At 39.3% G+C, this 24,128-nt stretch carries 26 protein-coding genes; 21 read left to right on the top strand and 5 right to left on the bottom strand.

What is annotated here, in order from left to right:
• Positions 1-24 precede the first annotated feature (24 nt).
• The 4 genes from rpmH to jag all read left to right on the top strand — a co-directional run bounded on the left by rpmH (position 25) and on the right by jag (position 2,341).
• Positions 25-159 carry a 50S ribosomal protein L34 gene (rpmH, locus tag DX933_RS01725; protein ID WP_010094630.1) on the top strand — a complete coding sequence of 45 codons (135 nt, stop codon included), beginning with the start codon at positions 25-27 and terminating at the stop codon, positions 157-159.
• Positions 160-441: 282 nt separating this feature from the next.
• Positions 442-786, top strand: coding sequence for a ribonuclease P protein component (rnpA, locus tag DX933_RS01720; protein ID WP_123314802.1), 345 nt, complete (start codon positions 442-444; stop codon positions 784-786).
• Between the two features lie 167 nt (positions 787-953).
• On the top strand, positions 954-1,730 hold the full coding sequence (gene spoIIIJ, locus DX933_RS01715) for a YidC family membrane integrase SpoIIIJ (protein ID WP_123314801.1): 777 nt from the start codon (positions 954-956) through the stop codon (positions 1,728-1,730).
• Positions 1,727-2,341 carry an RNA-binding cell elongation regulator Jag/EloR gene (jag, locus tag DX933_RS01710; protein WP_123314754.1) on the top strand — a complete coding sequence of 205 codons (615 nt, stop codon included), beginning with the start codon at positions 1,727-1,729 and terminating at the stop codon, positions 2,339-2,341. Before spoIIIJ ends, jag begins: the two co-directional genes overlap by 4 nt.
• Before the next feature lie 278 nt (positions 2,342-2,619).
• Here the strand turns inward: jag and DX933_RS01705 are convergent, their stop codons facing one another.
• Positions 2,620-3,015: a hypothetical protein gene (locus DX933_RS01705; RefSeq protein WP_123314753.1), complete on the bottom strand. Its 396-nt coding sequence runs from the start codon at positions 3,013-3,015 to the stop codon at positions 2,620-2,622.
• A 2,228-nt stretch (positions 3,016-5,243) separates the two neighbouring features.
• Here DX933_RS01705 and mnmE point away from each other — a divergent pair.
• From mnmE to DX933_RS01665, 8 genes are all read left to right on the top strand, one after another.
• The gene (mnmE, locus tag DX933_RS01700) at positions 5,244-6,620 is read left to right on the top strand and encodes a tRNA uridine-5-carboxymethylaminomethyl(34) synthesis GTPase MnmE (protein ID WP_123314752.1); all 1,377 of its coding nucleotides are present in this window, start codon (positions 5,244-5,246) and stop codon (positions 6,618-6,620) included.
• Positions 6,621-6,680: 60 nt separating this feature from the next.
• Positions 6,681-8,567: a tRNA uridine-5-carboxymethylaminomethyl(34) synthesis enzyme MnmG gene (gene mnmG / locus DX933_RS01695; protein ID WP_123314751.1), complete on the top strand. Its 1,887-nt coding sequence runs from the start codon at positions 6,681-6,683 to the stop codon at positions 8,565-8,567.
• A gap of 100 nt (positions 8,568-8,667) precedes the next feature.
• Positions 8,668-9,384: a 16S rRNA (guanine(527)-N(7))-methyltransferase RsmG gene (gene rsmG, locus DX933_RS01690; RefSeq protein WP_123314750.1), complete on the top strand. Its 717-nt coding sequence runs from the start codon at positions 8,668-8,670 to the stop codon at positions 9,382-9,384.
• A 231-nt stretch (positions 9,385-9,615) separates the two neighbouring features.
• Positions 9,616-10,473 carry a nucleoid occlusion protein gene (gene noc, locus DX933_RS01685; RefSeq protein ID WP_123314749.1) on the top strand — a complete coding sequence of 286 codons (858 nt, stop codon included), beginning with the start codon at positions 9,616-9,618 and terminating at the stop codon, positions 10,471-10,473.
• Between the two features lie 170 nt (positions 10,474-10,643).
• A complete protein-coding gene (locus DX933_RS01680; protein WP_123314748.1) occupies positions 10,644-11,417 on the top strand; it encodes a ParA family protein in 774 nt (257 codons plus the stop codon).
• Positions 11,398-12,234 (top strand): ParB/RepB/Spo0J family partition protein, encoded by an 837-nt coding sequence (locus DX933_RS01675; protein WP_123314747.1) that lies wholly within the window; start codon positions 11,398-11,400, stop codon positions 12,232-12,234. The genes DX933_RS01680 and DX933_RS01675 overlap by 20 nt, the downstream gene beginning before the upstream one ends.
• A 96-nt stretch (positions 12,235-12,330) precedes the next feature.
• Complete coding sequence (locus tag DX933_RS01670) at positions 12,331-13,476, top strand: aminotransferase class V-fold PLP-dependent enzyme (RefSeq protein ID WP_123314746.1); 1,146 nt, start codon at positions 12,331-12,333, stop codon at positions 13,474-13,476.
• A 22-nt stretch (positions 13,477-13,498) separates the two neighbouring features.
• Positions 13,499-14,209: a DUF554 domain-containing protein gene (locus tag DX933_RS01665; protein WP_123314745.1), complete on the top strand. Its 711-nt coding sequence runs from the start codon at positions 13,499-13,501 to the stop codon at positions 14,207-14,209.
• 240 nt (positions 14,210-14,449) lie between these two features.
• Here the strand turns inward: DX933_RS01665 and yyaC are convergent, their stop codons facing one another.
• The gene (gene yyaC, locus DX933_RS01660; protein WP_123314744.1) at positions 14,450-15,121 is read right to left on the bottom strand and encodes a spore protease YyaC; all 672 of its coding nucleotides are present in this window, start codon (positions 15,119-15,121) and stop codon (positions 14,450-14,452) included.
• 90 nt (positions 15,122-15,211) lie between these two features.
• Between yyaC and DX933_RS01655 the strand changes: the two genes are divergently transcribed.
• The 7 genes from DX933_RS01655 (at position 15,212) to rpsR (ending at position 20,069) form a co-directional block, all read left to right on the top strand.
• The gene (locus DX933_RS01655; protein ID WP_123314743.1) at positions 15,212-16,228 is read left to right on the top strand and encodes a YkvI family membrane protein; all 1,017 of its coding nucleotides are present in this window, start codon (positions 15,212-15,214) and stop codon (positions 16,226-16,228) included.
• 107 nt (positions 16,229-16,335) lie between these two features.
• Positions 16,336-17,223 carry a mechanosensitive ion channel family protein gene (locus DX933_RS01650; protein ID WP_223805840.1) on the top strand — a complete coding sequence of 296 codons (888 nt, stop codon included), beginning with the start codon at positions 16,336-16,338 and terminating at the stop codon, positions 17,221-17,223.
• Positions 17,224-17,260: 37 nt separating this feature from the next.
• Positions 17,261-17,461, top strand: coding sequence for a DUF951 domain-containing protein (locus DX933_RS01645; protein ID WP_123314742.1), 201 nt, complete (start codon positions 17,261-17,263; stop codon positions 17,459-17,461).
• 199 nt (positions 17,462-17,660) lie between these two features.
• Complete coding sequence (gene ychF, locus DX933_RS01640) at positions 17,661-18,761, top strand: redox-regulated ATPase YchF (protein WP_123314741.1); 1,101 nt, start codon at positions 17,661-17,663, stop codon at positions 18,759-18,761.
• Positions 18,762-18,924: 163 nt separating this feature from the next.
• Positions 18,925-19,215 carry a 30S ribosomal protein S6 gene (rpsF, locus tag DX933_RS01635; protein WP_123314740.1) on the top strand — a complete coding sequence of 97 codons (291 nt, stop codon included), beginning with the start codon at positions 18,925-18,927 and terminating at the stop codon, positions 19,213-19,215.
• Between the two features lie 66 nt (positions 19,216-19,281).
• Entirely contained in the window at positions 19,282-19,767 is a 486-nt protein-coding gene (gene ssb, locus DX933_RS01630; RefSeq protein ID WP_123314739.1) for a single-stranded DNA-binding protein, read from the top strand.
• A gap of 68 nt (positions 19,768-19,835) precedes the next feature.
• Positions 19,836-20,069, top strand: coding sequence for a 30S ribosomal protein S18 (gene rpsR / locus DX933_RS01625; RefSeq protein ID WP_123314738.1), 234 nt, complete (start codon positions 19,836-19,838; stop codon positions 20,067-20,069).
• Between the two features lie 181 nt (positions 20,070-20,250).
• Here rpsR and DX933_RS01620 read toward each other — a convergent pair whose 3' ends face one another.
• On the bottom strand, positions 20,251-21,180 hold the full coding sequence (locus DX933_RS01620; RefSeq protein WP_123314737.1) for a DUF5692 family protein: 930 nt from the start codon (positions 21,178-21,180) through the stop codon (positions 20,251-20,253).
• Positions 21,181-21,452: 272 nt separating this feature from the next.
• Here DX933_RS01620 and DX933_RS01610 point away from each other — a divergent pair, with 272 nt between their 5' ends.
• Both DX933_RS01610 and DX933_RS01605 read left to right on the top strand, forming a co-directional pair.
• The gene (locus DX933_RS01610; RefSeq protein WP_123314735.1) at positions 21,453-22,049 is read left to right on the top strand and encodes a TetR/AcrR family transcriptional regulator; all 597 of its coding nucleotides are present in this window, start codon (positions 21,453-21,455) and stop codon (positions 22,047-22,049) included.
• 204 nt (positions 22,050-22,253) lie between these two features.
• The gene (locus DX933_RS01605; RefSeq protein ID WP_123314734.1) at positions 22,254-22,772 is read left to right on the top strand and encodes a methylated-DNA--[protein]-cysteine S-methyltransferase; all 519 of its coding nucleotides are present in this window, start codon (positions 22,254-22,256) and stop codon (positions 22,770-22,772) included.
• Between the two features lie 11 nt (positions 22,773-22,783).
• Here the strand turns inward: DX933_RS01605 and DX933_RS01600 are convergent, their stop codons facing one another.
• Both DX933_RS01600 and modB read right to left on the bottom strand, forming a co-directional pair.
• Positions 22,784-23,416 (bottom strand): ATP-binding cassette domain-containing protein, encoded by a 633-nt coding sequence (locus DX933_RS01600; RefSeq protein WP_123314733.1) that lies wholly within the window; start codon positions 23,414-23,416, stop codon positions 22,784-22,786.
• 15 nt (positions 23,417-23,431) lie between these two features.
• A complete protein-coding gene (gene modB, locus DX933_RS01595; RefSeq protein ID WP_123314732.1) occupies positions 23,432-24,127 on the bottom strand; it encodes a molybdate ABC transporter permease subunit in 696 nt (231 codons plus the stop codon).
• Position 24,128: the final 1 nt, after the last annotated feature.

The following is a 24,128-nucleotide window of genomic DNA, read 5'->3' as shown; positions in this document are numbered from 1 at the left end:
ATCCCTCAGGGAGGTGCAAGATAGATGAAAAGAACATTTCAACCAAATAACCGCAAACGTAAAAAAGTACACGGCTTCCGTGCACGCATGAGCACGAAAAACGGACGCAAAGTTTTGGCTCGTCGTCGCCGTAAAGGAAGAAAAGTATTATCTGCATAAGCCACTGAGTTGTCAGTGGTTTTTTTCTAGTTTATAGAGGTAATATGATGCGTTAAAACAGCGGAATACAGTGGAACCGGCCATATGATAAAGCAGGTCTGCATGATCTACATTTGGACATGTTGTTGTACATACGTGTCATTTTAATAGTCGCGTTCGTAGCCTGTATCAGGAGCCACGTCCCGGTGAATTTACTGGTCGTGGCTTCCTTTGGCTATTCAGCAATTATATGCAGCATCATACACGGTGCGGTTGCTGGTAATTTGGGTAAAAGGTGATAGGATGAAAAAAGGTTATCGCATAAAGGACAATAAAGAATTTCAGCTGTTGTTTAAAAAAGGAAAATCCTTTGCCAATCGCCAGCTGGTGATTTATTATATGAAAAATGAAGAGCTGGAACATTTTAGAATCGGTCTATCTGTAGGGAAAAAAATAGGTAATGCCGTGACAAGAAACCAAATCAAACGATATTTGCGTCAAGCCTTTCATGAATTAGAGGAGCAAATAAAACCAGGTCACGATATCATCATCATAGCCCGTCAACCAACGAAAGACATGGGTTTTCATGAGATGAAAAAAAGTCTTATCCATTTACTTTCCAAACAAAAGCTATTCATTAGAAAATAAAATGTCATTAAAATAGAATCTTTTATTGCTTTAATGCTAATATAAAAATAGAATAGGACATGTGGGTAAATATCGTTCTTTATTGAATAGGATTGCCGTTACGCATCATGATCTGAAGAGAGTTAATGTCGGGTTTTTGTCCTGAGTTAGGAGGAAAGAATTTGCGTATGTTTCGAAATAAAAAGGTATTATTGGTTGTCGCCCTTATTGGATTGGTTGTTTTCTTATCTGGGTGTACACAAATTGACGTACCGATAACATCTGAGAGTACAGGTTTTTGGAATAAGTATTTTGTTTATCCCATGTCATGGTTAATCACGTACTTTTCCGATTTGTTCCATAATAATTATGGTTTGGCTATCGTTGTCGTGACGATCATTATTCGGTTGATTTTGCTTCCGCTGAACGTGAAGCAATTGAAGAGCTCCAAAGCAATGCAGGATATTCAGCCTGAATTGAAGGAAATACAGAAGAAGTACAGTTCAAAAGATGCGAATACACAACAGAAGCTGCAGCAAGAAACGATGGCATTGTTCCAAAAGCATGGTGTTAATCCGCTTGCAGGTTGTTTACCGATATTTATTCAAATGCCAATTTTAATTGCAATTTACCATGCAATTATGCGTACAGAGGCAATTAAACAAGGTAGCTTTCTATGGTTTGAGCTTGGGTCACCAGATCCATTCTATATTTTACCAATCATTGCAGCAGGGGCTACATTCCTGCAACAAAAACTAATGATGGCTGGAAGTCCAGCTGCGCAGAACCCACAGATGATGATTATGATGTATGTCATGCCAATCATGATCGGGGTATTTGCAGTATTTTTCCCAGCAGCATTAGCATTATACTGGGTAGTAGGTAACGTATTTATGGTCGCACAGACGATTTTCATTCGTAAACCAATGATGAAAGATGTCAGTACTGGAGGAGACAAAAAGTGAAAGAAGTCACTGCTAGTGGGCAAACGGTTGAAGAAGCGGTCCAATCAGCACTAGAGCAGTTGAATACTACCAGGGACCAAGTAGAAGTAGATATTATTGATGAAGGCAAAAAGGGATTGCTTGGCGTATTTGGATCCAAGCGCGCGATTGTGAAAGTCATCGTCAAGAAGAATCAGGTAGAAGAAGCGAAAAACTTTATTACCGAAGTGATTCGAAATATGGGAGTCGAAGCCCAAATTGATATGACGGTAGACAGCAATCACATTACCTTTGATTTAAGTGGTGAAAAAATCGCAGTATTGATTGGCAAGCGTGGTCAAACCTTAAATGCATTGCAATATTTGGTCCATCTTGCGGTTAATAAAGATGGAGAACAGTATTATACGGTCACCATTGATGCAGAAGGATATCGGGAGCGCCGCCGTGAAACACTGGAAGGCTTAGGACTTCGAATGGCGGAGAAAGCGAAGCGGATCCAGCGCAAGGTTGCTTTAGAACCGATGCCAGCATATGAGCGAAAGATCATCCATAGTATTTTGCAGGAAAAAGGTGAGGTTACCACCTATTCCGATGGCGTCGAACCGCATCGCCACATCGTAATAAAACCATAACGACAAAAGCCCTCGGGAAACCGGGGCTTTTTTATATAGTTAAACCAACCCCCGCAGCAATCACCACCGCAGCTCTTGCATTTGAAGCGGAGCGCATCACACAAGCAGCCTTAAACTGCCCAAATGAAAAATCAGTCGGTCCGAGTCAAAAAATCTGCTAATCCTTTGGTGAAACTGCACTCACCAGTTGTTTGAGTTAAAAAATTTGCTGATTCTATTTGAAAACTACACTCACCAGGTGTTTGAGTCAAAAAATTAGCTGATCCTTTGGTGAAACTTCACTCACCAGTCGTTTGAGTTAAAAAATTAGCTGATTCCATTTGAAAACTGCACTCACCAGGTGTTTGAGTCAAAAAATTAGCTGATCCTTTGGTGAAACTGCACTCACCAGTCGTTTGAGTCAAAAAATTAGCTGATTCCATTTGAAAACTACACTTAAAAGATGCTTGAGTTAAAAAATTTGCTGATTCTATTGTAAAACTGCACTCAAAAGATGCTTGAGTTAAAAAATTTGCTGATTCTATTGTAAAACTGCACTCAAAAGGTGTTTGAGTTAAAAAATTAGCTGATTCCATTGTAAAACTGCACTCAAAAGGTGTTTGAGTTAAAAATTTTGCTGATTCTATTTGAAAACTACACTCACCAGGTGCCGAAGTTAAAAATCCGCCAATCATCTTTAAAAATTCAACTCACGTACTTCTGAATCAAGAAAATCTCACTCAAACAATCCCACATAAGACCATGTACCAACAAATAGCTGCTCATTATCTCTTGTGCCATGCTTGGCTTATCTACTTTGATCGGGGGGCTTACGTTGAGTTATGCTATTTTCAGGATGGAAGGGATTAAAACAACAAGTGATTTACGGCGGGATTGGGTAGCATAATGACGAAAGAATATCGGCAACAAAAGACGATATAAATAACGAACTTAGTCATGAAAATAATGTATTAGTTTCACTTAAAGATAAGTCTTATTTGGAACGATTTAATGAAATTGTTGAGCCTTACAAAAAAGAACTGTTAATGAAGATAAAGATATTAAGCCTGCACCAAAAACGATGAAAAATATTACAGGAAACCAAGTACCACTGAAAACCATGCTGTGTTTCTTCGAATTTATCGAGGTATTTCGATATATTTTTAATACTAACCCACGTTTCACCTTCGTTTTTACTGGACATTAATCCTTAATAGCATTCCCTGACAATTCTCGTAGAAGAAATTTTTAAAAATAGTAATTAAATGAAGGAGAATAAAAAAATATGTAGAATATGTAGAATTAGTAATAGTAATAAAGTGAGGAAAAAACAAATGAATGTAAGGGAAAAGTATGAAAAAAAACAATAAATATTTTTTGCTTTTCTACTATCATGATATTTTTAAACCTAAGTGTGGTATCGGCAGAAAAAAGTACTACATCCGAGCTTCTACAAAGCTGAATAAACTCTTACAGACGGAAACAAAGCAATATAGAACATCGAAAAAAGTTCAAGAACCCGGTATGTGTTTCCCCCCAATATAAATATATAAATAACAATCGATCGATATATATTTAATGGTAAAACTTCTAGCTGGAGTGGACTTGGTTTAAACTTTGCTAGTGAAGTAAAAAGTTGGAGGAAATAATATTGAAAAAAAAATAAAATGCATTGAATGTAATCAAATTAACGGTGTAACAATCGATATATTTAGGCAACCAAAAAAAATCTATTGCTCCAACTGTAATAAAAAAATGAAACCAACTTTTTTATCAAAATTAGTTTTTTCACTTATTCTCTTCATACCTAGTATTATTTTAATATATAATCTAGATAGTATAATTAACATGATACTGTTTGGTATATGGGTTATTCTATGTTTTTTTATCATTCAACCTGTAATATACAAATACGAATAACGAAAAAACACCCCCATTTTGATCATTTATTTGAAACAATTTCATAATTCAAAAGAGCGCTCCAAAAACCAAACTTTATAATTTGAGCAAAAGGCTTCCATTCTAGGTGGTCGCTTTCCGCGGGCGGCTGATAAGCCTCCTCAGGCTACGCCTTGCGGGGTCTTATCTAGGCCTTCCTCCCGCAGGAGTCGACCACCTGCCGTTTCAACCAATATCTGTATGAGCTGAAACACGAATAATTGTATTATATTTTCGTTTAATGATCGGTTTTATTCCGGCAATGACCTATTGTGAAACGGTTTAATATAAAAGGCTATTTCCCTATTTTCAGAAAATCAGGAAATAGAAATGTATTAATTGTCGTTTTTTGATTTGGATAGAAATAGTATTGTCTCAGTCTCTTTCCTTCGCCGAACGGATAAGGATGCCACAAACAACTAGAAGGTGAGAGGGAAACCCCTCACCTCGCCACTTAATTTAAATATTTCAGCATTTCAAAAATGTATAAAACAACTGAATATGTATGGGGAGTTTATGCTAAAACATCATCCGGCTACAAAAACAAGTTTTGTAGCCGGATGATATTTTTTATTCGCCAGTGATGGTGAACTGGTTTTGATTTTAGACTTAATTTTTTAAACTTGTTTTTACCCTTGGAGAGCACATATTGGAAAGGGTATGCCAATATAAGCGTGTGTACTCTTGTTGACTGGAAATACGCCATCTTAAAAGCCCCAAAACCAACATCTGCTTTTCACAAAAGTTCTCAGCTGCGAACGCATTAAAACAGAGAGGCTTTGTGGATAGTCTATGAAAATGAAAAATCTCATTATCCACATGTGGATAAAACACCATAAAAAAAGACAAAAATTCCAATTGTGGATAAGTTTATTTTTCGTTTTTTTTATGTTATTCTATTATGTTAGTGACATTAAAAAGTTTGTGGATAATATTCGTATAGTGAATTTTTCATATAGAAGGGTTTGTGTTGGAGGTGACAGGGATGGAAACAGATACGATAACGGCGATTTCAACCCCGGTTGGAGAAGGTGCAATAGCAATTGTGAGATTGAGTGGTCCAGATGCCATTCGAATTGCCAATGAATTGTTTCAAGGGAAAGATTTAGAAGCAGTGGAATCTCATACCATTCATTATGGAAAAGTGATGGATCCGGAGACAAATGAGATTGCAGATGAAGTCATGCTTTCGGTAATGCGTGCGCCGAAAACATTTACCCGTGAGGATATTGTTGAAATCAATTGCCATGGTGGGATGGTCGCGGTCAATCGTGTGTTGGATATCATCCTTGGTAAAGGAGCACGTATCGCAGAGCCCGGCGAATTTACAAAACGTGCTTTTCTTAATGGACGAATTGATTTATCGCAGGCAGAAGCAGTGATGGATCTAATTCGTGCCAAAACAGATAAAGCAATGTCTGTTGCTTTAAAGCAAATGGATGGAAGGCTATCCGGTTTGATTCAGAAATATCGACAATCTCTATTAGAAACGGTTGCTCATGTAGAGGTAAATATTGATTACCCGGAATATGATGATGTCGAGGAAATGTCGCATGAAATGATGCGGGAAAAAACAAAAGCCGTGCATGCAGAAATTGAAGAATTGCTATCTGTTGCCAAGCAAGGAAAAATATTGCGTGAAGGACTGGCGACGGCCATTATTGGCAGACCAAATGTTGGGAAATCCTCCTTGCTGAATACGCTTGTTCAAGAAAACAAAGCTATCGTAACAGATATTCCCGGTACAACAAGGGATATTATTGAAGAATATGTGAATGTACGTGGCGTGCCATTACGGCTTGTAGATACGGCCGGAATCCGGGAAACAGAGGATATTGTTGAAAAAATTGGTGTGGAGCGGTCCAGACAAGCGTTGATGGAATCGGATTTGGTGCTTTTTGTGTTAAACTATAATGATGCATTGACGAAAGAGGATTTGGCTTTATTCGAGGTCGTACGCGGACTGGAATTCATTGTCATTATTAATAAAACAGATTTGGAGCAACAGCTTGATTTGGAACAAGTGAAACAGCTGGCAGGAGATCATCCTGTTATTTCCACTTCTTTAATACAAGAGGAAGGAATCGACGAATTAGAAGCTGCGATTGCTGGTACCTTCTTTTCAGGAGATTTAGATGTTGGCGATATGACGTATGTTTCCAATGTAAGACATATTCAGCTGCTCAAACAGGCAAAACAAGCACTGGAAGATGCAATGGAAGCTCTGGAATTGGGAATGCCTCTGGATATTGTGCAAATTGATGTGACACGCACCTGGGAGTTTTTAGGTGAAATTATCGGCGATACAGCGAGTGACGGATTGATCAACCAGTTGTTTTCACAATTTTGTCTTGGAAAATAAGGAATAAAACGATATATCGTAAGGATTAGTGGATGATAAGAAAAGAGAGGATGAAATAAGATGGTGTACAATGCAGGAAAATATGATGTCATTGTTATTGGTGCTGGCCATGCTGGCTGTGAAGCAGGTATTGCTGCTGCACGAATGGGCGCCAAAACACTCATGCTGACATTGAATTTAGATATGATTGCCTTTATGCCCTGCAATCCATCACTTGGTGGACCAGCAAAAGGGATTGTTGTACGTGAAATAGATGCCCTTGGTGGGGTCATGGCAAAGGTAATTGATAAAACATACATCCAAATGCGGATGTTGAATACAGGTAAAGGACCGGCAGTGCAAGCATTACGGGCCCAGGCAGATAAGCCATTGTATATTCGAGAAATGAAAAATATACTTGAAAATGAAGAAAATATTACCCTAAGACAAGGGATGGTCGACGAGCTGATCATTGAGGATGGTGTCTGTAAGGGTGTGCTGACAGAAACTAAATCAGCTTACTATGCTGATACGGTCATCGTAACTACTGGTACATTTATGCGTGGAAAAGTGCTAATGGGTGATCTGGAATATGAAAGTGGTCCAAATAACCAGCGCGTTTCCATTAAGCTATCGGAGGATTTGGAGAAGCATGGCTTTGAATTGACACGCTTTAAAACAGGTACGCCACCACGTGTTAATAGCCATACCATTGATTATTCCAAAACAGAAATCCAGCCAGGAGATGAGAAGCCTCAAGGATTCTCGTATGAAACAACAGAATTCATTTTGGACCAAATTCCATGCTGGTTAACTTACACAAATGAAACGACCCATCAGGTAATTAACGATAATTTAACGTTGTCTGCCATGTATTCTGGTATGAAGCGGGGGACAGGACCACGTTATTGCCCGTCCATTGAGGATAAAATTGTTCGTTTTCATGATAAGCCGCGTCATCAGGTATTTTTGGAGCCGGAGGGACGTGAAACAGAAGAGGTATATGTTCAAGGACTTTCCACCTCTTTACCGGAATCGATTCAATATGACATTGTCCGCTCTGTTCCTGGCCTGGAAAACGCTGAAATTATGCGTCCTGGCTATGCGATTGAATACGATGCTGTCATCCCAACACAGCTATGGCCAACATTGGAATCGAAAGCTGTGTCCGGGCTATTCACTGCCGGCCAAATTAATGGTACATCCGGTTATGAAGAAGCAGCAGCACAGGGAATCATGGCAGGAATTAATGCAGCTTGCAAGGTATTTGGGAAAGAACCTGTTATTTTGGATCGTTCCCAGGCGTATATTGGTGTGTTAATTGATGATTTGGTTACAAAAGGAACAAAAGAGCCATATCGTCTATTAACATCTCGGGCGGAATATCGTCTATTATTACGTCATGATAATGCAGACATTCGTTTGACAGAGCTCGGTCATTCACTTGGATTAATTCGTGAGGAACGCTATGCAAAATTTGTAGAAAAAAATCGTTTAATCGAACAAGAAAAGCAACGTTTGAAAAAAATAACGATTAAGCCAAATGCGACCATTCAGGAACAAATGGCTGAAGCGAAATCTACAGCATTGAAGGATGCTATTAAAGCTTATGATTTACTGAAGCGTCCAGAAATCACGTATGCAACGATTGAAAAAATGATCGGTGCAGAAGAAACATTACCAACAGAGGTAAAAGAGCAGGTAGAAATTCAAGTCAAATATGAAGGCTATATTAAAAAAGCAAACGAACAAGTAGACCGCATGTTGAAGATGGAAGATAAAAAAATACCGGACAACATTGACTATGATGCCATAAGCGGTATTGCTACGGAAGCAAAGGAAAAATTAAAGCAGGTACGACCACTATCCGTTGGGCAGGCATCACGGATTGCTGGCGTAAACCCAGCTGATATCTCTATTTTGCTCATCTATATTGAACATGGAAAAATAGCCAAGGTCGCTAATTAATAAGCTAACGCAGCATCTGGAGGGAATTCTGGATGCTGCATACATATTGAGCCAATGATTAACCTCGGATAGACGAATTGGTATGAAAAGGAGACTGTACATGAATCCCGAACAATTTGCCGCTGAATTAAAGCAGCATGGTATTCTGTTGAATGAAACCCAGCTTAAACAATTTGAGCTTTATTTTCAAATTCTAGTAGAGTGGAATGAAAAAATTAATTTAACTGCATTGACTGTGAAAGAAGATGTTTATTTAAAACATTTTTATGATTCGATTTCAGCTGCCTTTCATTATGATTTTTCTGGTGAGCATACGATCTGTGATGTTGGAGCAGGAGCGGGATTCCCAAGTATCCCACTAAAAATATGTTTTCCTGAACTAAAGGTAACCATTGTAGACTCCTTAAAAAAGCGGATTGTATTTTTAAATCATCTTGCTGAAGCTTTAGGCTTGGAAAAGGTTGCATTTTATCATGACCGTGCAGAGACATTCGGTAAAAACAAGCAATTTCGTGAATCCTTTGATATCGTAACAGCACGTGCAGTTGCACGCATGTCTGTTTTGAGTGAATTATGCCTGCCACTGGTGAAAAAGGGTGGGGTATTTCTTGCGATGAAAGGTGCACAGGCGAAGGAAGAACTGGATCTTGCTGGAACGGCATTGCAAGTACTGGGAGGGGAAGTAGCCGCTTATCATTCCTTTACATTACCAGAGGAAGAAAGTGAGCGCTCCATCATTGTGATTGCCAAAAAACGACAGACACCGAAAAAGTATCCACGCAAACCGGGTACACCAAATAAAGAGCCTATCGAATAAAATGTAATTAATTTCCATTTAATGAGTGAGCGAGACAAATAAATGTATTCGTAAATTGCCATCGAATTGTTTCTTACCTTTCACTTTGTATCTATGGTAAAATAGAGTATACAGACGATTCGTGGCAAATGTTCCACGTGAAACATTTTGCTTGCGCTTTTTTATTGGCATATACATAGATAGAGAGAAGTATACTGCTAGTCTATTTATTAGTGAAGGTGGTGTTGGATTGTGTTGCAGCCTTTTAATAGAATATTTGGCTTGGGGGATAAATCCAATTCTGAAGACGAGAAAGTGGAAGAATCCTTTCATCCGGATGAGGTAATCCAGCTGCCGGTTGATCAAATTGAACCAAATCAATTTCAGCCGAGAACGATTTTCGATGATGAAAAAATCGCTGAATTGGCGCAAACAATAAATACACATGGTATGATTCAGCCCATAGTTGTTCGTAAAATGGACGATGATAAATATGAGCTGATTGCAGGGGAAAGAAGATGGCGTGCTGTTCAAGTGCTCGGGTGGGAACGTGTTTCTGCTATTATTCGAGAGATGACAGATACGCAGACTGCTTCCGTCGCGCTGATTGAAAACCTCCAACGTGAGGAATTGACAGTAATTGAAGAGGCGCTTGCCTATCAGCAGCTATTGGAATTGCATGATTTAACCCAAGAGGCATTAGCTCAGCGTTTAGGTAAGAATCAATCAACAGTTGCAAATAAATTACGTTTATTAAAGCTTCCAGATGAGGTACAGCAAGCACTGTTGCAAAAACAAATTACCGAACGCCATGCGCGTGCGTTAATTAAGCTGAAAGATGAAGAAAAACAGTTAAAATTACTTGCCATTATATTAGAACGAGGCTTAAATGTAAAACAGACGGAAGAGCGGATCGCAAAAATGAATGATCCCGTACCCGTAAAGAAAAAGCCTAGATTAAAAGGATTTAATAAAGATGTGCGCATTGCTATGAACACGATTAGACAATCCTTGTCCATGGTATCAGATACTGGTGTAGCTGTTGAATCGGATGAACAAGAACTAGAAGATTATTATCAAATTACGATTAAAATACCTAAAAAGAAATAATATATTTTCCTTATATCCATCCCCACCTTTGTGATCGGAGGTGGGGATTTCCATCTGAAAACTGCGAAATATAATAGCTTCATTACAAATCTCTAACAAAATCCACTTAAATGACTTATTCAAGAGATAAAAGTGATAGAATAAAATAGATAGACTAGGTAGGTGAAAACATGGGAAAAATAATATCCATCGCTAATCAAAAGGGTGGAGTAGGAAAAACAACTTCCTCCGTCAACTTAAGTGCATGTTTGGCACAATTGGGCAATAAAGTATTGCTTGTCGATATTGATCCGCAGGGAAACGCAACGAGTGGGGTAGGCATCAATAAAGCGGACGTAAATCAATGTATTTATAATGTGCTTGTAGAGGATGTCCCTGCCAAAGATGTATGTTTTCCTACTGATGTAGTAAATTTAGACATTATTCCTGCAACGATTCAGCTGGCAGGAGCAGAAATTGAGCTCGTGCCAACTATTTCAAGAGAAATTCGCTTGAAGGAATCATTGGAGAGCTTAAAGAAAGTCTATGATTATATCATTATTGACTGCCCGCCTTCATTAGGCTTGCTGACAATCAATGCATTAACTTCATCTGATTCAGTTTTAATACCGGTTCAATGTGAATATTACGCGTTGGAAGGATTAAGTCAGCTATTAAATACGATTCGATTGGTTCAAAAGCATTTGAACAAGCGCCTAATGATTGAAGGTGTGTTACTAACCATGCTGGATGCAAGAACAAATCTAGGGTTACAGGTTATCGAAGAAGTGAAGAAATACTTCCAAGACAAAGTATATAAGTCTATTATTCCGAGAAATGTTCGTTTAGGTGAAGCACCGAGCCATGGTAAACCGATCATTACATATGATCCGAAATCTCGTGGAGCAGAGGTGTATCTAGAATTAGCTAAGGAAGTGATGGAGAATGGCACGAGGGTTGGGTAGAGGGCTTGACGCGTTTTTTCCAGAAATAGAAGAACATGATGAGGAAATGATTCAAGAGATTGCAATCTCTGAGTGTAGACCAAATCCTTATCAGCCTAGAAAAACCTTTCATGCGGATGCAATAGAGGAATTAAAGGACTCCATCCTAGAATACGGCATCATTCAGCCATTAATAGTCCGAAAAAGCATCAAAGGCTATGAAATTGTTGTTGGAGAAAGAAGATTTCGTGCTGCCAAGGAAGCCGGACTAAAGGTTATACCTGCAGTTGTTAAAGAACTATCCGATGAGAAGATGATGGAACTTGCCTTATTGGAAAACCTGCAGCGCGAAGACTTAACTGCCATTGAGGAAGCACAAGCATATGCCAATTTAATGAGGGAATTGGATCTAACACAGGACGAGCTATCGAAACGACTTGGTAAAAGTCGTTCACATATAGCTAATATTGTTAGATTACTGTCCCTGCCCGATCAGGTTGTTGCATATATTAATAATGGTGAGTTATCCATGGGACATGGCAGGGCATTGCTAGGATTAAAGGATAAAGATAAGTTAATGCCATGTGTACACAAGATACGAAAAGAAAAATTAAATGTACGCCAGGTAGAAAAGCTCATCACCTTATTGAATGAAAAACCTGTGAAGAAAAAGCAAATTAAGAAAGACATCTTTATTCAGGAACGAGAATCCATCCTACGTGATCGCTTAGGTACAGCTGTAAATATTAACCGAGGCAAACGAAAAGGTAAAATTGAAATTGAATTTTATACGGATGATGATTTAGAACGCATTATAGAATTACTAGAAACAGAATAAAAGAAAATAGAATTTGAAGGATGAGTGCTTCGGCATTTATCCTTTTTCTTTTTATTGCATGATATAATAGATGCAATGATAAAGGGGGTGATGGGTATGATTTATTTTGATCAAGCAGCAACATCTTTTCAAAAGCCGCCCCAAGTATTGGAAGTAGTACAGGAAGCGATGCTGCATGCATCTGCTAACCCGGGTAGGGGAGGGCATATGCTGGCTAGAAAAGCGAGTGCAATTGTAGCAGACGTGAGAGAGAAGGCGGCTAAAGCATTTGGATGTAGTGACCCGCGACAGGCATTATATTTTCATAATGCAACGGCAGCTTTAAATCAAGCGATTAAGGGGATAGAGTGGCAGGCTGGCAATCATGTCATAGCGACTGCAATGGAACATAATTCCATTAGACGGCCATTGGAATATTTGCGTAAAACAAAAGACATTGAAGTTACATATATAGATGCAATGAAGGAAGATTCTTGTGGGAGCGTTATGAAGTCCATCACCCCACAAACCAAATTAATTGCTATGACACATGCTTCTAATGTTACAGGTGATATGGTGCCAATTCGAGAAATAGCTGGTATTGCCAAAGCACAACAAATTCCTGTGCTCATTGACGCCTCACAAACTGCGGGACATATTGCGATAGACATGAAAACAGATGAAATAAATATGCTCGTTTTTCCAGGTCATAAAGGTTTAATGGGACCACAAGGAACAGGCATGCTGTTGGTAGAAGGTGATATAGCCTTGAAACCGATTTTACATGGTGGAACAGGAGCATTTTCAGAGAATGTGGCACAACCTGAACAATGGCCTGAACGCTTTGAAAGTGGGACACTAAATGTGCCAGCCATTGCCGGTTTAGGTGCTGCAATAGAAGTCTATATGTCAAGAAAACATGAAAATGTTCCACGTGAAACAATCCTTATTAATCAACTAATAAAAGGGCTGGAACAAATAAATGGGATTCGTTGCTATGGACCTGGAGTAGGGGAGGACAGGCTTCCTATTATTGCATTTAATATAGAAGGTGCGAACTCACAGGAAATTGCAATGATCTTGGATTCCAGCTATAACATATGTGTACGAGCAGGCTTGCATTGCAGTCCACTCATTCATGATTCGCTTGGTACATTAGATCAAGGAATTGTAAGAGCGAGCTTAAGCATGTATAATACAGAAACAGAAATAGACCAATTTCTACATGCAATGACAGAAATAGCAGCTGCCTATCGCGTGTAATGGGTAAAATGGAGATATTCGCATGGCATTATTCGGAACAATCATCAATGGAATACTAATCATCATAGGAAGTTTGCTGGGCTTATTTTTCACCAAAATTCCAGATCGTTTTAAAGAAACAGTGATGCAGGGAATTGCACTAACTGTTATATTAATTGGCTTGAAGATGGCATTTGAAACAGAAGTGATCATTATTGTCTTGTTAAGCTTGTTGAGCGGGGCAATCATTGGTGAACTATTACAGGTGGAAAAAGCAATTAATCGTTTCGGAAATTGGATTGGCAGTCATTTCAAGAGCCAACAAGAGCAATTTTCCATTTCAGAAGGGTTTGTCACCGCATCACTTATATTTGTTATTGGAGCGATGGCTATACTAGGTGCTTTAGATAGCGGTATCCGAGGGGATCATGAAGTTTTGATAACGAAAGGGATTATTGATGGCTTCACCGCATTGGTACTTACAACAACATTAGGGATTGGCGTCATCTTATCTGCCGTACCCGTTGTCTTATACCAAGGCATCATTGCATTGCTTGCTACACAAATAGACAGACTGGTGCCGTTAGCATTTTTAGACGGTTTTATTGTAGAGTTAACTGCAGTCGGTGGCATTATAATCGTTGCAATTGGATTGAATCTATTAAAAGTGGTTCACATCCGCATCGGAAACTTACTCCCAGCAATACTAACCGTTATCATGATATATTCTATTTATTATCATTTCATATCTTGATAGGGAAGGGCAGCATATTTTAGAATATGCTGCTTTTTTATTGGAAAAATGTTATGTAGCTGCAACTGCATCCTCCAAAACTTCACTACGTCATAAATCCCCAGGTTGGTGGCAAGCATTTAATCATTTCAATTAAAAGGAATCTAAATCTATCGCCATTCCAGTTCTTTTGATAGGACGAGCATAAACTCTTCTTCAAGCGTGGTCCACAGCATGTATGACACGAAGGATGATAAGATGCTAGCGTAGTAATCCAAGAAAATTTTGTGTTTTTCTGAATGGGCGCTTATGCTCTTCCACAATTGTGTTTCGTTGGCGTATAATACGTTGCCGACGAATAGACCGTTTTGTAAGCTGATTGTCCAAATCTATGATTATATTTGCCATGGATGCAGCGATATCATAGACGAGTGATAATCTTGTATGCTGTAGGACAGCATACTCCATAAATCCGCCCACATTAACTATTCCAATCATATGCATATGCCCGACTGCCGGTAAATCTTTTTTTAAGGCGGCACCAGGCTTTAATGAGCCAATGCCTGTTAATATCGTGCCAACCGTTTGTTTCTTTCCAAGACAGGCATCTACACCAATAATATAGGGATTATGATGCTTTTCATAAATTTGATCAAGGGTTTCTACTAAATTTAATGCATGGACAGGCTCGTGCAGGGTGCCATAGACATGAAGATGTTTCAAGCCGTGTTGATGTAGATAAGTACCTGTTAATGGACCAAGTGCATCACCAGTGGAACGATCGGTACCAATACATAGAATAATATATTCATGAGCTTGTATGGGTAACCAGGATGCAATCGTTTCAGGCAATGCTGCGGCTTGCTCTGCATCTGTATGAGAAATCCGAATAGAATTTTTTTGATTATTTAGGAATGATTGCTTTCCATTCATAGCTTATCCTCCGCAAACATATTGTTAGTAGTATACGGATAATTGCCAAGCTTTATACATATGGCAATGACATACTAATGGAGGATGAGCATGCTGAAATCTGGATTGAAGTGGATGTTTTTAATCATTGGCACAACGATTGGTGCAGGGTATGCATCAGGGCGTGAAATATGGGAGTTTTTTGGCCATGGAAGTGGACTAGCAATCGTGTTATTTATCCTATTTTTTACGATATCATGTACCGTCATTATGTATATTAGTCATCAATTTCAAACAGAGGAATATCGTCCGGTGCTGCGGACAATTGTTGGTGGCAGATTAACCGCTGTATACGATGGGATGATTTTTTTATATTTGTATACAACAACAGTCGTGATGCTTTCAGGAAGTGGTGCATCTGTTCAATCCTTTCAACTATCATATGGCTGGGGAATTATCATCATGTGTATTGCATTAATCTTATTGTTTATCCGTGATATTAATGGTTTATTGGAAATCAATCAGATCATCTTGCCTGTATTGATTATTGGATTAATTGCTGTGCTATTACAATTTATTAGAGATGAACAGCTGGAGCTATTTTCGCATTGGCATGAGCAGGATAATTGGCATGCAGCATTTCCATTTACAGCCTTAAATATATTGCCTCTCATCGCGGTGCTCGGTGCGATTGGCAGTAAAATTAAATCGAAGCAGGAAATATGGATTGCCTGTATTGGCAGTGGACTTGTATTGGGAATCATTACATACATCTATAATAATAGCTTAATCCAAATTGCAGATGAATTATTGGTATATGAAATTCCATTATTCGCAATATTAAATAGTTATTCGTTAAATATGCTTATTTTTATGTCGTTCTTATTATGGTTTGCCATTTATACGACGGCTGCAGCTGGATTATTAGGTATTGTGACAAGATTAAAAGGATATTTCAAAAATGTACCGCTTTGGCTCATGACTAGTTGCCTGCTTATAACGATGCTGCCACTAACAGCGATCGGTTTTTCCACCTTGATTGGGTTCTTGTATCCATTATATGGAATTTTAAATTTATATGTATTAATACGATTATTACTCTACCCATTGTGGAATACAACGAAATAAGCGCCGATTGCATTATCCTTTAAATGCAAAAGAGAATGCGATAAAATCATCTATAATACGGTTTTCCGTTATAGAAATTGTCGAAGTCAGATGTTGGAGGTTTTGTTTTGAACAATGAAATTACAAATCTAATTGAATATTTAAAAGGACCCGAGCTATGGGTGAAGCTGGCACAGGGTGCATTGAAAATCGTGTTTATTTTGCTTCTGATGCTTATTATTGTGAAAATAAGCAACCGATTGATTGAGCGATTTTTCACTCGGAAGCAGCATGGACCCATACGAATATCTGAACGTCGGGAAAATACGCTGAAGAAGCTCATTCAAAATATGGTTTCTTATGTTGCGTATTTCACCGCGTTTATTATGATTTTAGAAGTATTCACCATCAATATTGGTGCTTTATTAGCTGGTGCAGGAGTTGCAGGTTTGGCAATTGGTTTTGGTGCCCAAAACCTGGTGCGTGATGTGATATCCGGTTTCTTCATTATATTTGAAGATCAGTTTTCGGTTGGCGATTATGTCGTCGTATCTGGTGCTGAGGGTACCGTGGAAGAAATCGGTATTCGTACAACGAAGGTAAAGAGCTGGACAGGGGAAATGAACGTCATTCCAAACGGAAACATTACCCAGGTAGTCAATTACTCGGTGCGAAACGGATTATCTGTGGTCGATGTCAATATTCCCTATGAAGACGATGTAGAACGGGCAGAACAATTAATTTCTGAAATCATCGCAACGCTACCGGAAAAATACGAGGAATTTGTATCCACGCCAACGATTCACGGCGTGCAAGTATTGGACACATCACATTATGTCATTCGAGTCATTGCGGAAACACAGCCGGTATATCAATGGTTTGGTGAACGAGTGATTCGGAAGGAAATAAAGGATAAGCTATATCAAGCAGGAATAGATATTCCATCCCCTCGTCTTGTATTGTATCATGGTAGAGAAGAAGCAGAAGGACCAATCCAACGGGCGCAAGAGGAATAAGCTGTGGTCAACGATAAAATAGAGGAGAACGATGAAGATGGCTGAAAAGGACTTTGGTTTAAATGACGTGGTACAAATGAAAAAGCCGCATCCATGTGGTGAAAATCGCTGGAAAATTATTCGAATGGGTATGGACATTCGCATTAAATGCTTAGGCTGTGACCATAGCGTCATGATTCCAAGACGCGAATTTAGCAAGAAATTAAAAAAGGTATTAGAATCGGCAGAACAGGAATGAAAATAGACGAAAACAATGTAAAAATGGTATACTAACCATAGAACATGCAACGAAATTCAAAAAAGCGTCTAATATAAATGAAAAATGGGTGCTGAGAAGTGCCCGTTTTTTGTGTTTTACGCTTTTGTCTTCTATTTCGCTTGTCATTATAATGGGACGTAACGCGTTCATATGAATGGAATCCTTAAGGAGTGGTAACATGTCGTTGACAGCAGGAATTGTCGGGCTACCGAATGTGGGGAAATCGACTTTATTTAATGCCATTACACAGGCAGGAGCGGAATCTGCAAACTATCCGTTCTGTACGATTGATCCAAACGTAGGTATTGTAGAGGTACCTGATGATCGCTTAAATAAATTAACAGAATTAGTCAAACCAAAGAAAACCGTACCGACTGCATTTGAATTTACAGATATTGCCGGTATCGTAAAGGGGGCTAGTAAAGGAGAAGGGTTGGGGAACCAATTTCTTTCCCATATTCGTCAGGTAGACGCAATATGTCAGGTGGTTCGTTGCTTTGTCGATGAAAACATCACACATGTCTCCGGACAAATTGACCCAATTGATGATATTGAAATTATTAATTTGGAACTGATTTTAGCAGATTTAGATACGGTTAATAAACGCTTTGACCGGGTGCAAAAGCTTGCCAAGCAGAAAGATAAATCAGCGATGGCTGAATTTACTGTTTTGGAAAAGCTTAAGGCTGGTTTAGAGCAGGAACAACCAGCACGTGCATTGGAATTCACAGACGAGCAGCAAAAGCTTGTGAAAGGTCTTCATTTACTAACAGGTAAACCAATGCTGTATGTTGCGAATGTTAGTGAAGATGAGGTTGCTGATCCGGACACCAATGCAAATGTGCAAAAGGTAAAGGAATATGCTGCCAAGGAACAAGCAGAAGTGATTGTTGTTTGTGCAAAAATTGAAGAAGAAATTGCAGAGCTGGACCAGGATGAAAAGGAAATGTTCCTGGAGGAGCTGGGAATTGCAGAATCCGGATTGGATAAGCTTATTAAGGCTTCCTATCATTTGCTTGGACTAGCCACTTACTTTACTGCTGGGGAGCAGGAAGTACGTGCATGGACATTCCGTAAAGGGATTAAGGCACCACAGGCAGCTGGTATTATTCACACGGATTTCGAAAGAGGTTTTATCCGTGCAGAAACAGTTTCCTATGATGATTTAGTAGTGGCAGGCTCCATGGGACAAGCCCGTGAAAATGGACGTGTTCGTTTGGAAGGTAAGGAGTACATTGTACAGGATGGGGACGTTATCCACTTCCGATTTAATGTGTAAGTAAGAAACGTAGAAAAGGTCTCTCGAATGCTTGTTATTTTATAATCTATTTGATATAATAAATCGTCGTGAGTAATTTTAATTTGATTACTCCTTGCTTCATCTGAGCTGACCAGGCTCAGCAACAGGATGGAGCCGCTAAGACCAAAAGGAGGTGCTACGGATGACCAAATACGAAATCATGTATATCATCCGCCCAGACATGGAAGAGGAAGCGCAAACAGCTTTGCTAGAGCGTTTCAACAAAATTTTGACTGATAATGGGGCGGAGATTGAAAAGGTTGATGAAAAAGGCAAGAAGCGTCTTGCATATGAAATCAACGACTACCGTGATGGATATTATGTTGTAATTAACTTCAGCAGTGGCGATGAAGCAATCAATGAATTCGACCGCCTAGCGAAGTTCTCTGATGACATTATTCGTCATATTATCATTCGAGAAGATGATCAATAATAAGGGAATGTTCTAAAAAACAGTTTTACCTGTTTTTGAGCAACCTTTCATAAAAGGAGTGTTCTGATGTTAAATCGTGTCGTACTTGTCGGCAGGTTAACGAGGGATCCTGATCTACGTTATACACCAAATGGCGTGGCAGTAGCTAATTTCAACATTGCAGTTAATCGTCCATTTTCCAACCAGCAAGGAAATCGGGAAGCCGATTTTATCAATTGTGTCGTATGGCGCAGACCAGCAGAAACGCTGGCTAACTATATGAAAAAAGGTAACTTGATTGGTGTCGATGGACGGATTCAAACACGTTCATTTGAAGGACAGGATGGTAAAACTGTTTATGTAACGGAAGTGGTAGCGGACAGTGTTCAATTCCTTGAATCGAAAGGCTCCGGCTCTTCTCAACCAAGAGAAGGACAAAACCAATTTGGGGGATCTGGTCACCAGCAAAGTCCAAATCAGAATCAAAACTTCAATCAGAACCGTAAAGAGGACAATCCGTTCCAAAATGACGGAGAGCCAATTGATATATCAGATGATGATTTGCCTTTCTAATGAAGAAGGAATCGTTAGAAGGAATCGTTCCAACTAACGGATAAACTGCAAAAAAAGGAGGGGTACACATGGCAGCAGCTCGTCGCGGACGTGCAAGACGTCGTAAAGTGTGTTACTTCACAGCAAACGGTATTACACATATTGACTATAAAGATGTTGATTTGCTAAGACGTTTCATTTCTGAACGTGGAAAAATTCTTCCTCGTCGTGTAACTGGAACATCTGCAAAGTATCAGCGTAAACTTACAAAAGCTATTAAACGTGCTCGTATTATGGCACTACTACCTTTTGTAGCAGAATAATAATAAAATCCCATTTTGGCTTAGGCTGGAATGGGATTTTTAAGTTGAAAATGATAAGTGATTTAGTATCCAAAAGGAGAAGGGTGATGCATTTGTATCTGTAGTATAGATAAAGCCCCCCAACCTCAGCTTGTGTAAATATTTCACGGAAGTGGGGGGTTCGTTTATTTGACGCTTACTTTTATGATGCTGTCCTCTCCTGTAATGGTTGAATCTCCTGATATTCCTTTGTGCCTTTCCAAATTTCGTCTTTCAAAGGATGTAGACGAAATTTCATAATTCTATACACTTGCCATATTGCTAGAAAAACGTTTAATCCTAAACTAATTAAAGCAATCGTCCAGTTAGCTGCTGGATTATAGGATACACTGACATTAAACGTACTTCCTGTTGCGAAGAAGTACGGGAATGTCATGACCCACATCATCCAGAAGGATAGGGTCTGTGCACGGTTTTGCATCCATGTTCCCTTGGCCCAAAGTAGAGCAGGAACGGTTGCAGCGATATTTAGTGCAAATCCGGAATAAAAGGCATTACCTGGTGCACATGCATACACGTAAGCAATATTCCAAACACCGTAGGCAATGATCCATAGCTTTGTTTGGTCGGGCCATATCATATCTTTTTTCTTACCAGATGTTGCATATATTCCGGCCCAGCCACAGATTAATAGTAAATTTAGGATACCGGCAATCGCATTCACATAATTCCAACCACCAGAAATATAATACATACCATCGATTACGCCTTCAAATCCCATAATACCAACTTGGAATTCACGAATAACAGCTTCGGCAATATTAATGGCTAGTATCAATGGTACGAGTATTAAATACCATGGATGCTTTTTGTGGAAATCCGTAAAACGAATCACCATATAAATGATACTACCAGCAAGGGCCGAATAAACCTTCACCCAGTGGAACCAAGAAGTAAGTTCAGAATCTACGACAAAAAACCAAATGGGTGTTAATACAATTGGTATCACCATAAAGATAATGACACTTCCCCACTTACTAGAACGAGCAACTTCATTCAAACCAATTAAAAGACCAAACACAACAAACCACATGAAGACGTTGTACCAGGGAATGGATTCAAAGAAGAACATTGCTCTCCTCTCCTTTATGAAGTTTTAGGACAACCGGGTGAAAGCATGATGTATGTTATTTTGTGACATAACGAATGTTCGGTATGTCCTTGTGAATATCTTAACAAACACCATACCTATTGTCAATATTGCAAAGGATTACTGGGTTTGTTTTGGTAAACGTTCACATTTTTTTCATTCATACTTTACCAATTGTTCGCAATTGCTACCTTGGGGTGGGAGAAATAATTTATGATATAATGATTCATTATAGGTAAGGAGTTTCGATATAGATGTGTAATACTGGCAAGACAAAAATTATAGATGCAGCCAGAACCATTATCAGTGAACATGGGATACAAGGTGCGACTATTCGCGGAATTGCGGAAGAAGCAGGAGTTAGTACGGGTGCCATTTATCATTATTACAGTTCGAAAGAGGCTATATTATACGATGTAATGGATGATGGTTTAAGTGAGATGAAACGTATCTCAACCATTTCAACGGAACAAAAGAAAAAATTTGAAACGCTTATTCAAGAAATATTTGATAGCATGCAGGAGCGGTTTCAGAAGGATGCGGAAAGCCGTTTACAATTTTACTTAGCACATGAAGCGATTCTTGGGAATGAAGAGCTGAAACATAAATTCAAAGATAAATATAAGGATTGGATTGATCGACTAGAAATCATTTTCGTACAAGCGTACCATATCGAGCCTGGACCATTAACGAAGGCAGTTGCGGCCTGGACGCTGGCCGGGATCGATGGTATGGTGCTCCAGATTCTGTTAGAGACAAATACCGTAAACCTGACACATATTAACCAAATATTAGATTATTTATTAAATGAAGGGTTTACGCATTTCTTTCAAATCATTGGAAATGAATGAATATCTGCATGATATCGCGTTTACTTTCAAAAGTGATGAACGCTGCCTTTTATTGCAGAATAATGATAAAATCCCATTTTGGCTTAGGCTGGAATGGGATTTTTTAATAGAAAAAATAGTATCATATAGATATGGTATTTTATAAAAGCATTTGTTATAATAAATAGGAACGTATATTCGCATTTTATTAAAGGAGGGAATCCAATGGATGGTTCCATTATTTTTTGGTCAACGATGAATTGGGGGACACGTACGTTTTACCTTGCTGCAGGAAAGAAGGGGTTATGTTATTTAAGCACACCTGGTGCAGACAGCAAAGAAATGGAAATCTGGTTACGTCGTAAATATCCAAATAGCCAGCTGGTAGAAAATGAGGAAGCGTTAAAGCCATATAAGGATGAGCTTGAAGCCTATTTTAATGGGGAAAGAATGGCTTTAAATTTGCCAGTTGCGATTAAAGGAACCCCTTTTCAAGAGGCGGTATGGTATGCGTTAAGAGATATACCAGCAGGTGAAACTGCCAGCTATTCTGAAATAGCAAATCAGATTCAAAATCCAAAGGCTGTCCGGGCAGTGGGAGCAGCAATTGGAGCCAATCCCATCTTAATTTACGTACCTTGTCATCGGGTGATTGGAAAAAATGGATCATTGGTTGGTTTCCGGGGTGGTATTGATATGAAAACCGATTTATTAGCGTTAGAAAGCAAGCTGCCGGTGAAATAGATTTAAACGATCTATTTCACCGGTTGGTCTCGTTGCAATTTTCCATCGTGTAAGTATAATATGCGATCACCGAGTTTTTCTGCTTCCTGTTGGCTATGGGTAACAAGAATGATTGGAATTTTCCAGAGACGGTGCAGGCGTAATAGCTCCTCATGGCTTCTTGCGCGTGCCTGCTCATCTAGTGCGGAAAAAGGTTCATCCAGGAGCAGTAGCTTTGGTTCTGTTGCAATCGCACGGGTAATGGCAGTTCGCTGTTTCTCACCACCAGATATCTCATTAGGGTATCGGTCCCGAAGATGGTCAATACCCAGTTCCTTCATGAGCTGCTCTGCGAATGCTTTTGATTTCATACCATAGGATATGTTTTTCCAGACGGTCATATGGGGAAATAAAGCATAGTCTTGAAATAAGTAGCCTATCTTACGCTGTTGAATCGGCAAGAAGGTTTGCTTGTCTTCTACCAATATCACGTCATGGAGCTGAATTTTACCGGTGTCAGGCTTTGCCAGCCCTGCAATACAATTTAAAATGGTCGTTTTTCCAGATCCGGAAGGGCCAAATAAAACGATAATTTCATCGGAAACGGTAAATGCTACATCTAATTCAATATGCTCCAGTTTTTTCTTCATTTGTACAGTCAGCATTTATATATCACGCCCTCATTGATGATGCTGTTTTTGGGAATAACGCATCATATTTCGTTTGCTCCACCAATTGAGCCAATAAATGGCAGTAAATCCAAGTGCAACGATAATGATTACCCAGAAGGTAGCCATCTCCATGTTGCCAGATTCTACGGCGAAATATATGGCTAACGGCACCGTGTCCGTTACCCCGGGGATAAAGCCGGCCAGCATTAAGGTAGCACCAAATTCACCAAGCGCTCTGGCAAAAGAAAGCACTAGTCCTGCAAGCAAGCCGGGCCATGCAAGCGGGAAGGATACCGTCCAAAATACTTTCCATTTAGAAGCGCCCATCGTGTATGCAGCATGCTCCAGATTAGGATCATCATGTTGAAATGCAGCAGATGCACTTTGATACATGAGTGGGAAGGATACCACAACTGCAGCAATGATCACCGCATGCCACGTAAAAACAACCTGAAAATCAAACATATCTAAAAGCAACCGTCCTAGGATCCCATTTTTTCCAAATAGGTAGAGTAATCCAAAGCCGACAACAGTAGGTGGCAGTACGAGAGGAAGCATAAAGACGGCCTCCAAAACACCCTTACCGAAAAATTGGTTTCTAGCAATGATACGTGCTAGGAAAACACCTGTTAAAAATACAATGATTGTTGCAACTCCCGCTGTTTGGAAGGAAAGCCAGAGCGGGGATAGGTTGATATCTGACATA

Source organism: Ornithinibacillus gellani (assembly GCF_003730295.1).
Classification (GTDB): domain Bacteria; phylum Bacillota; class Bacilli; order Bacillales; family Amphibacillaceae; genus Ornithinibacillus_A; species Ornithinibacillus_A gellani.
The sequence above is the reverse complement of the archived record's forward strand: the minus strand, read 5'-3'. Positions and strand labels throughout refer to the sequence as shown.

Coding starts and splice junctions, on each gene's coding strand:
- rpmH (WP_010094630.1), top strand. CDS start 25: ATGAAAAGAACATTTCAACCAAATAACCGCAAACGTAAAAAAGTACAC.
- rpsF (WP_123314740.1), top strand. CDS start 18,925: ATGACCAAATACGAAATCATGTATATCATCCGCCCAGACATGGAAGAG.
- DX933_RS01605 (WP_123314734.1), top strand. CDS start 22,254: ATGGATGGTTCCATTATTTTTTGGTCAACGATGAATTGGGGGACACGT.
- yyaC (WP_123314744.1), bottom strand. CDS start 15,121: ATGAATGGAAAGCAATCATTCCTAAATAATCAAAAAAATTCTATTCGG.
- DX933_RS01620 (WP_123314737.1), bottom strand. CDS start 21,180: ATGTTCTTCTTTGAATCCATTCCCTGGTACAACGTCTTCATGTGGTTT.
- ychF (WP_123314741.1), top strand. CDS start 17,661: ATGTCGTTGACAGCAGGAATTGTCGGGCTACCGAATGTGGGGAAATCG.
- ssb (WP_123314739.1), top strand. CDS start 19,282: ATGTTAAATCGTGTCGTACTTGTCGGCAGGTTAACGAGGGATCCTGAT.
- rnpA (WP_123314802.1), top strand. CDS start 442: ATGAAAAAAGGTTATCGCATAAAGGACAATAAAGAATTTCAGCTGTTG.
- DX933_RS01665 (WP_123314745.1), top strand. CDS start 13,499: ATGGCATTATTCGGAACAATCATCAATGGAATACTAATCATCATAGGA.
- DX933_RS01645 (WP_123314742.1), top strand. CDS start 17,261: ATGGCTGAAAAGGACTTTGGTTTAAATGACGTGGTACAAATGAAAAAG.
- spoIIIJ (WP_123314801.1), top strand. CDS start 954: ATGTTTCGAAATAAAAAGGTATTATTGGTTGTCGCCCTTATTGGATTG.
- DX933_RS01670 (WP_123314746.1), top strand. CDS start 12,331: ATGATTTATTTTGATCAAGCAGCAACATCTTTTCAAAAGCCGCCCCAA.
- rsmG (WP_123314750.1), top strand. CDS start 8,668: ATGAATCCCGAACAATTTGCCGCTGAATTAAAGCAGCATGGTATTCTG.
- DX933_RS01705 (WP_123314753.1), bottom strand. CDS start 3,015: ATGATTGGCGGATTTTTAACTTCGGCACCTGGTGAGTGTAGTTTTCAA.
- DX933_RS01655 (WP_123314743.1), top strand. CDS start 15,212: ATGCTGAAATCTGGATTGAAGTGGATGTTTTTAATCATTGGCACAACG.
- rpsR (WP_123314738.1), top strand. CDS start 19,836: ATGGCAGCAGCTCGTCGCGGACGTGCAAGACGTCGTAAAGTGTGTTAC.
- DX933_RS01675 (WP_123314747.1), top strand. CDS start 11,398: ATGGCACGAGGGTTGGGTAGAGGGCTTGACGCGTTTTTTCCAGAAATA.
- DX933_RS01680 (WP_123314748.1), top strand. CDS start 10,644: ATGGGAAAAATAATATCCATCGCTAATCAAAAGGGTGGAGTAGGAAAA.
- modB (WP_123314732.1), bottom strand. CDS start 24,127: ATGTCAGATATCAACCTATCCCCGCTCTGGCTTTCCTTCCAAACAGCG.
- mnmE (WP_123314752.1), top strand. CDS start 5,244: ATGGAAACAGATACGATAACGGCGATTTCAACCCCGGTTGGAGAAGGT.
- DX933_RS01610 (WP_123314735.1), top strand. CDS start 21,453: ATGTGTAATACTGGCAAGACAAAAATTATAGATGCAGCCAGAACCATT.
- mnmG (WP_123314751.1), top strand. CDS start 6,681: ATGGTGTACAATGCAGGAAAATATGATGTCATTGTTATTGGTGCTGGC.
- DX933_RS01600 (WP_123314733.1), bottom strand. CDS start 23,416: ATGCTGACTGTACAAATGAAGAAAAAACTGGAGCATATTGAATTAGAT.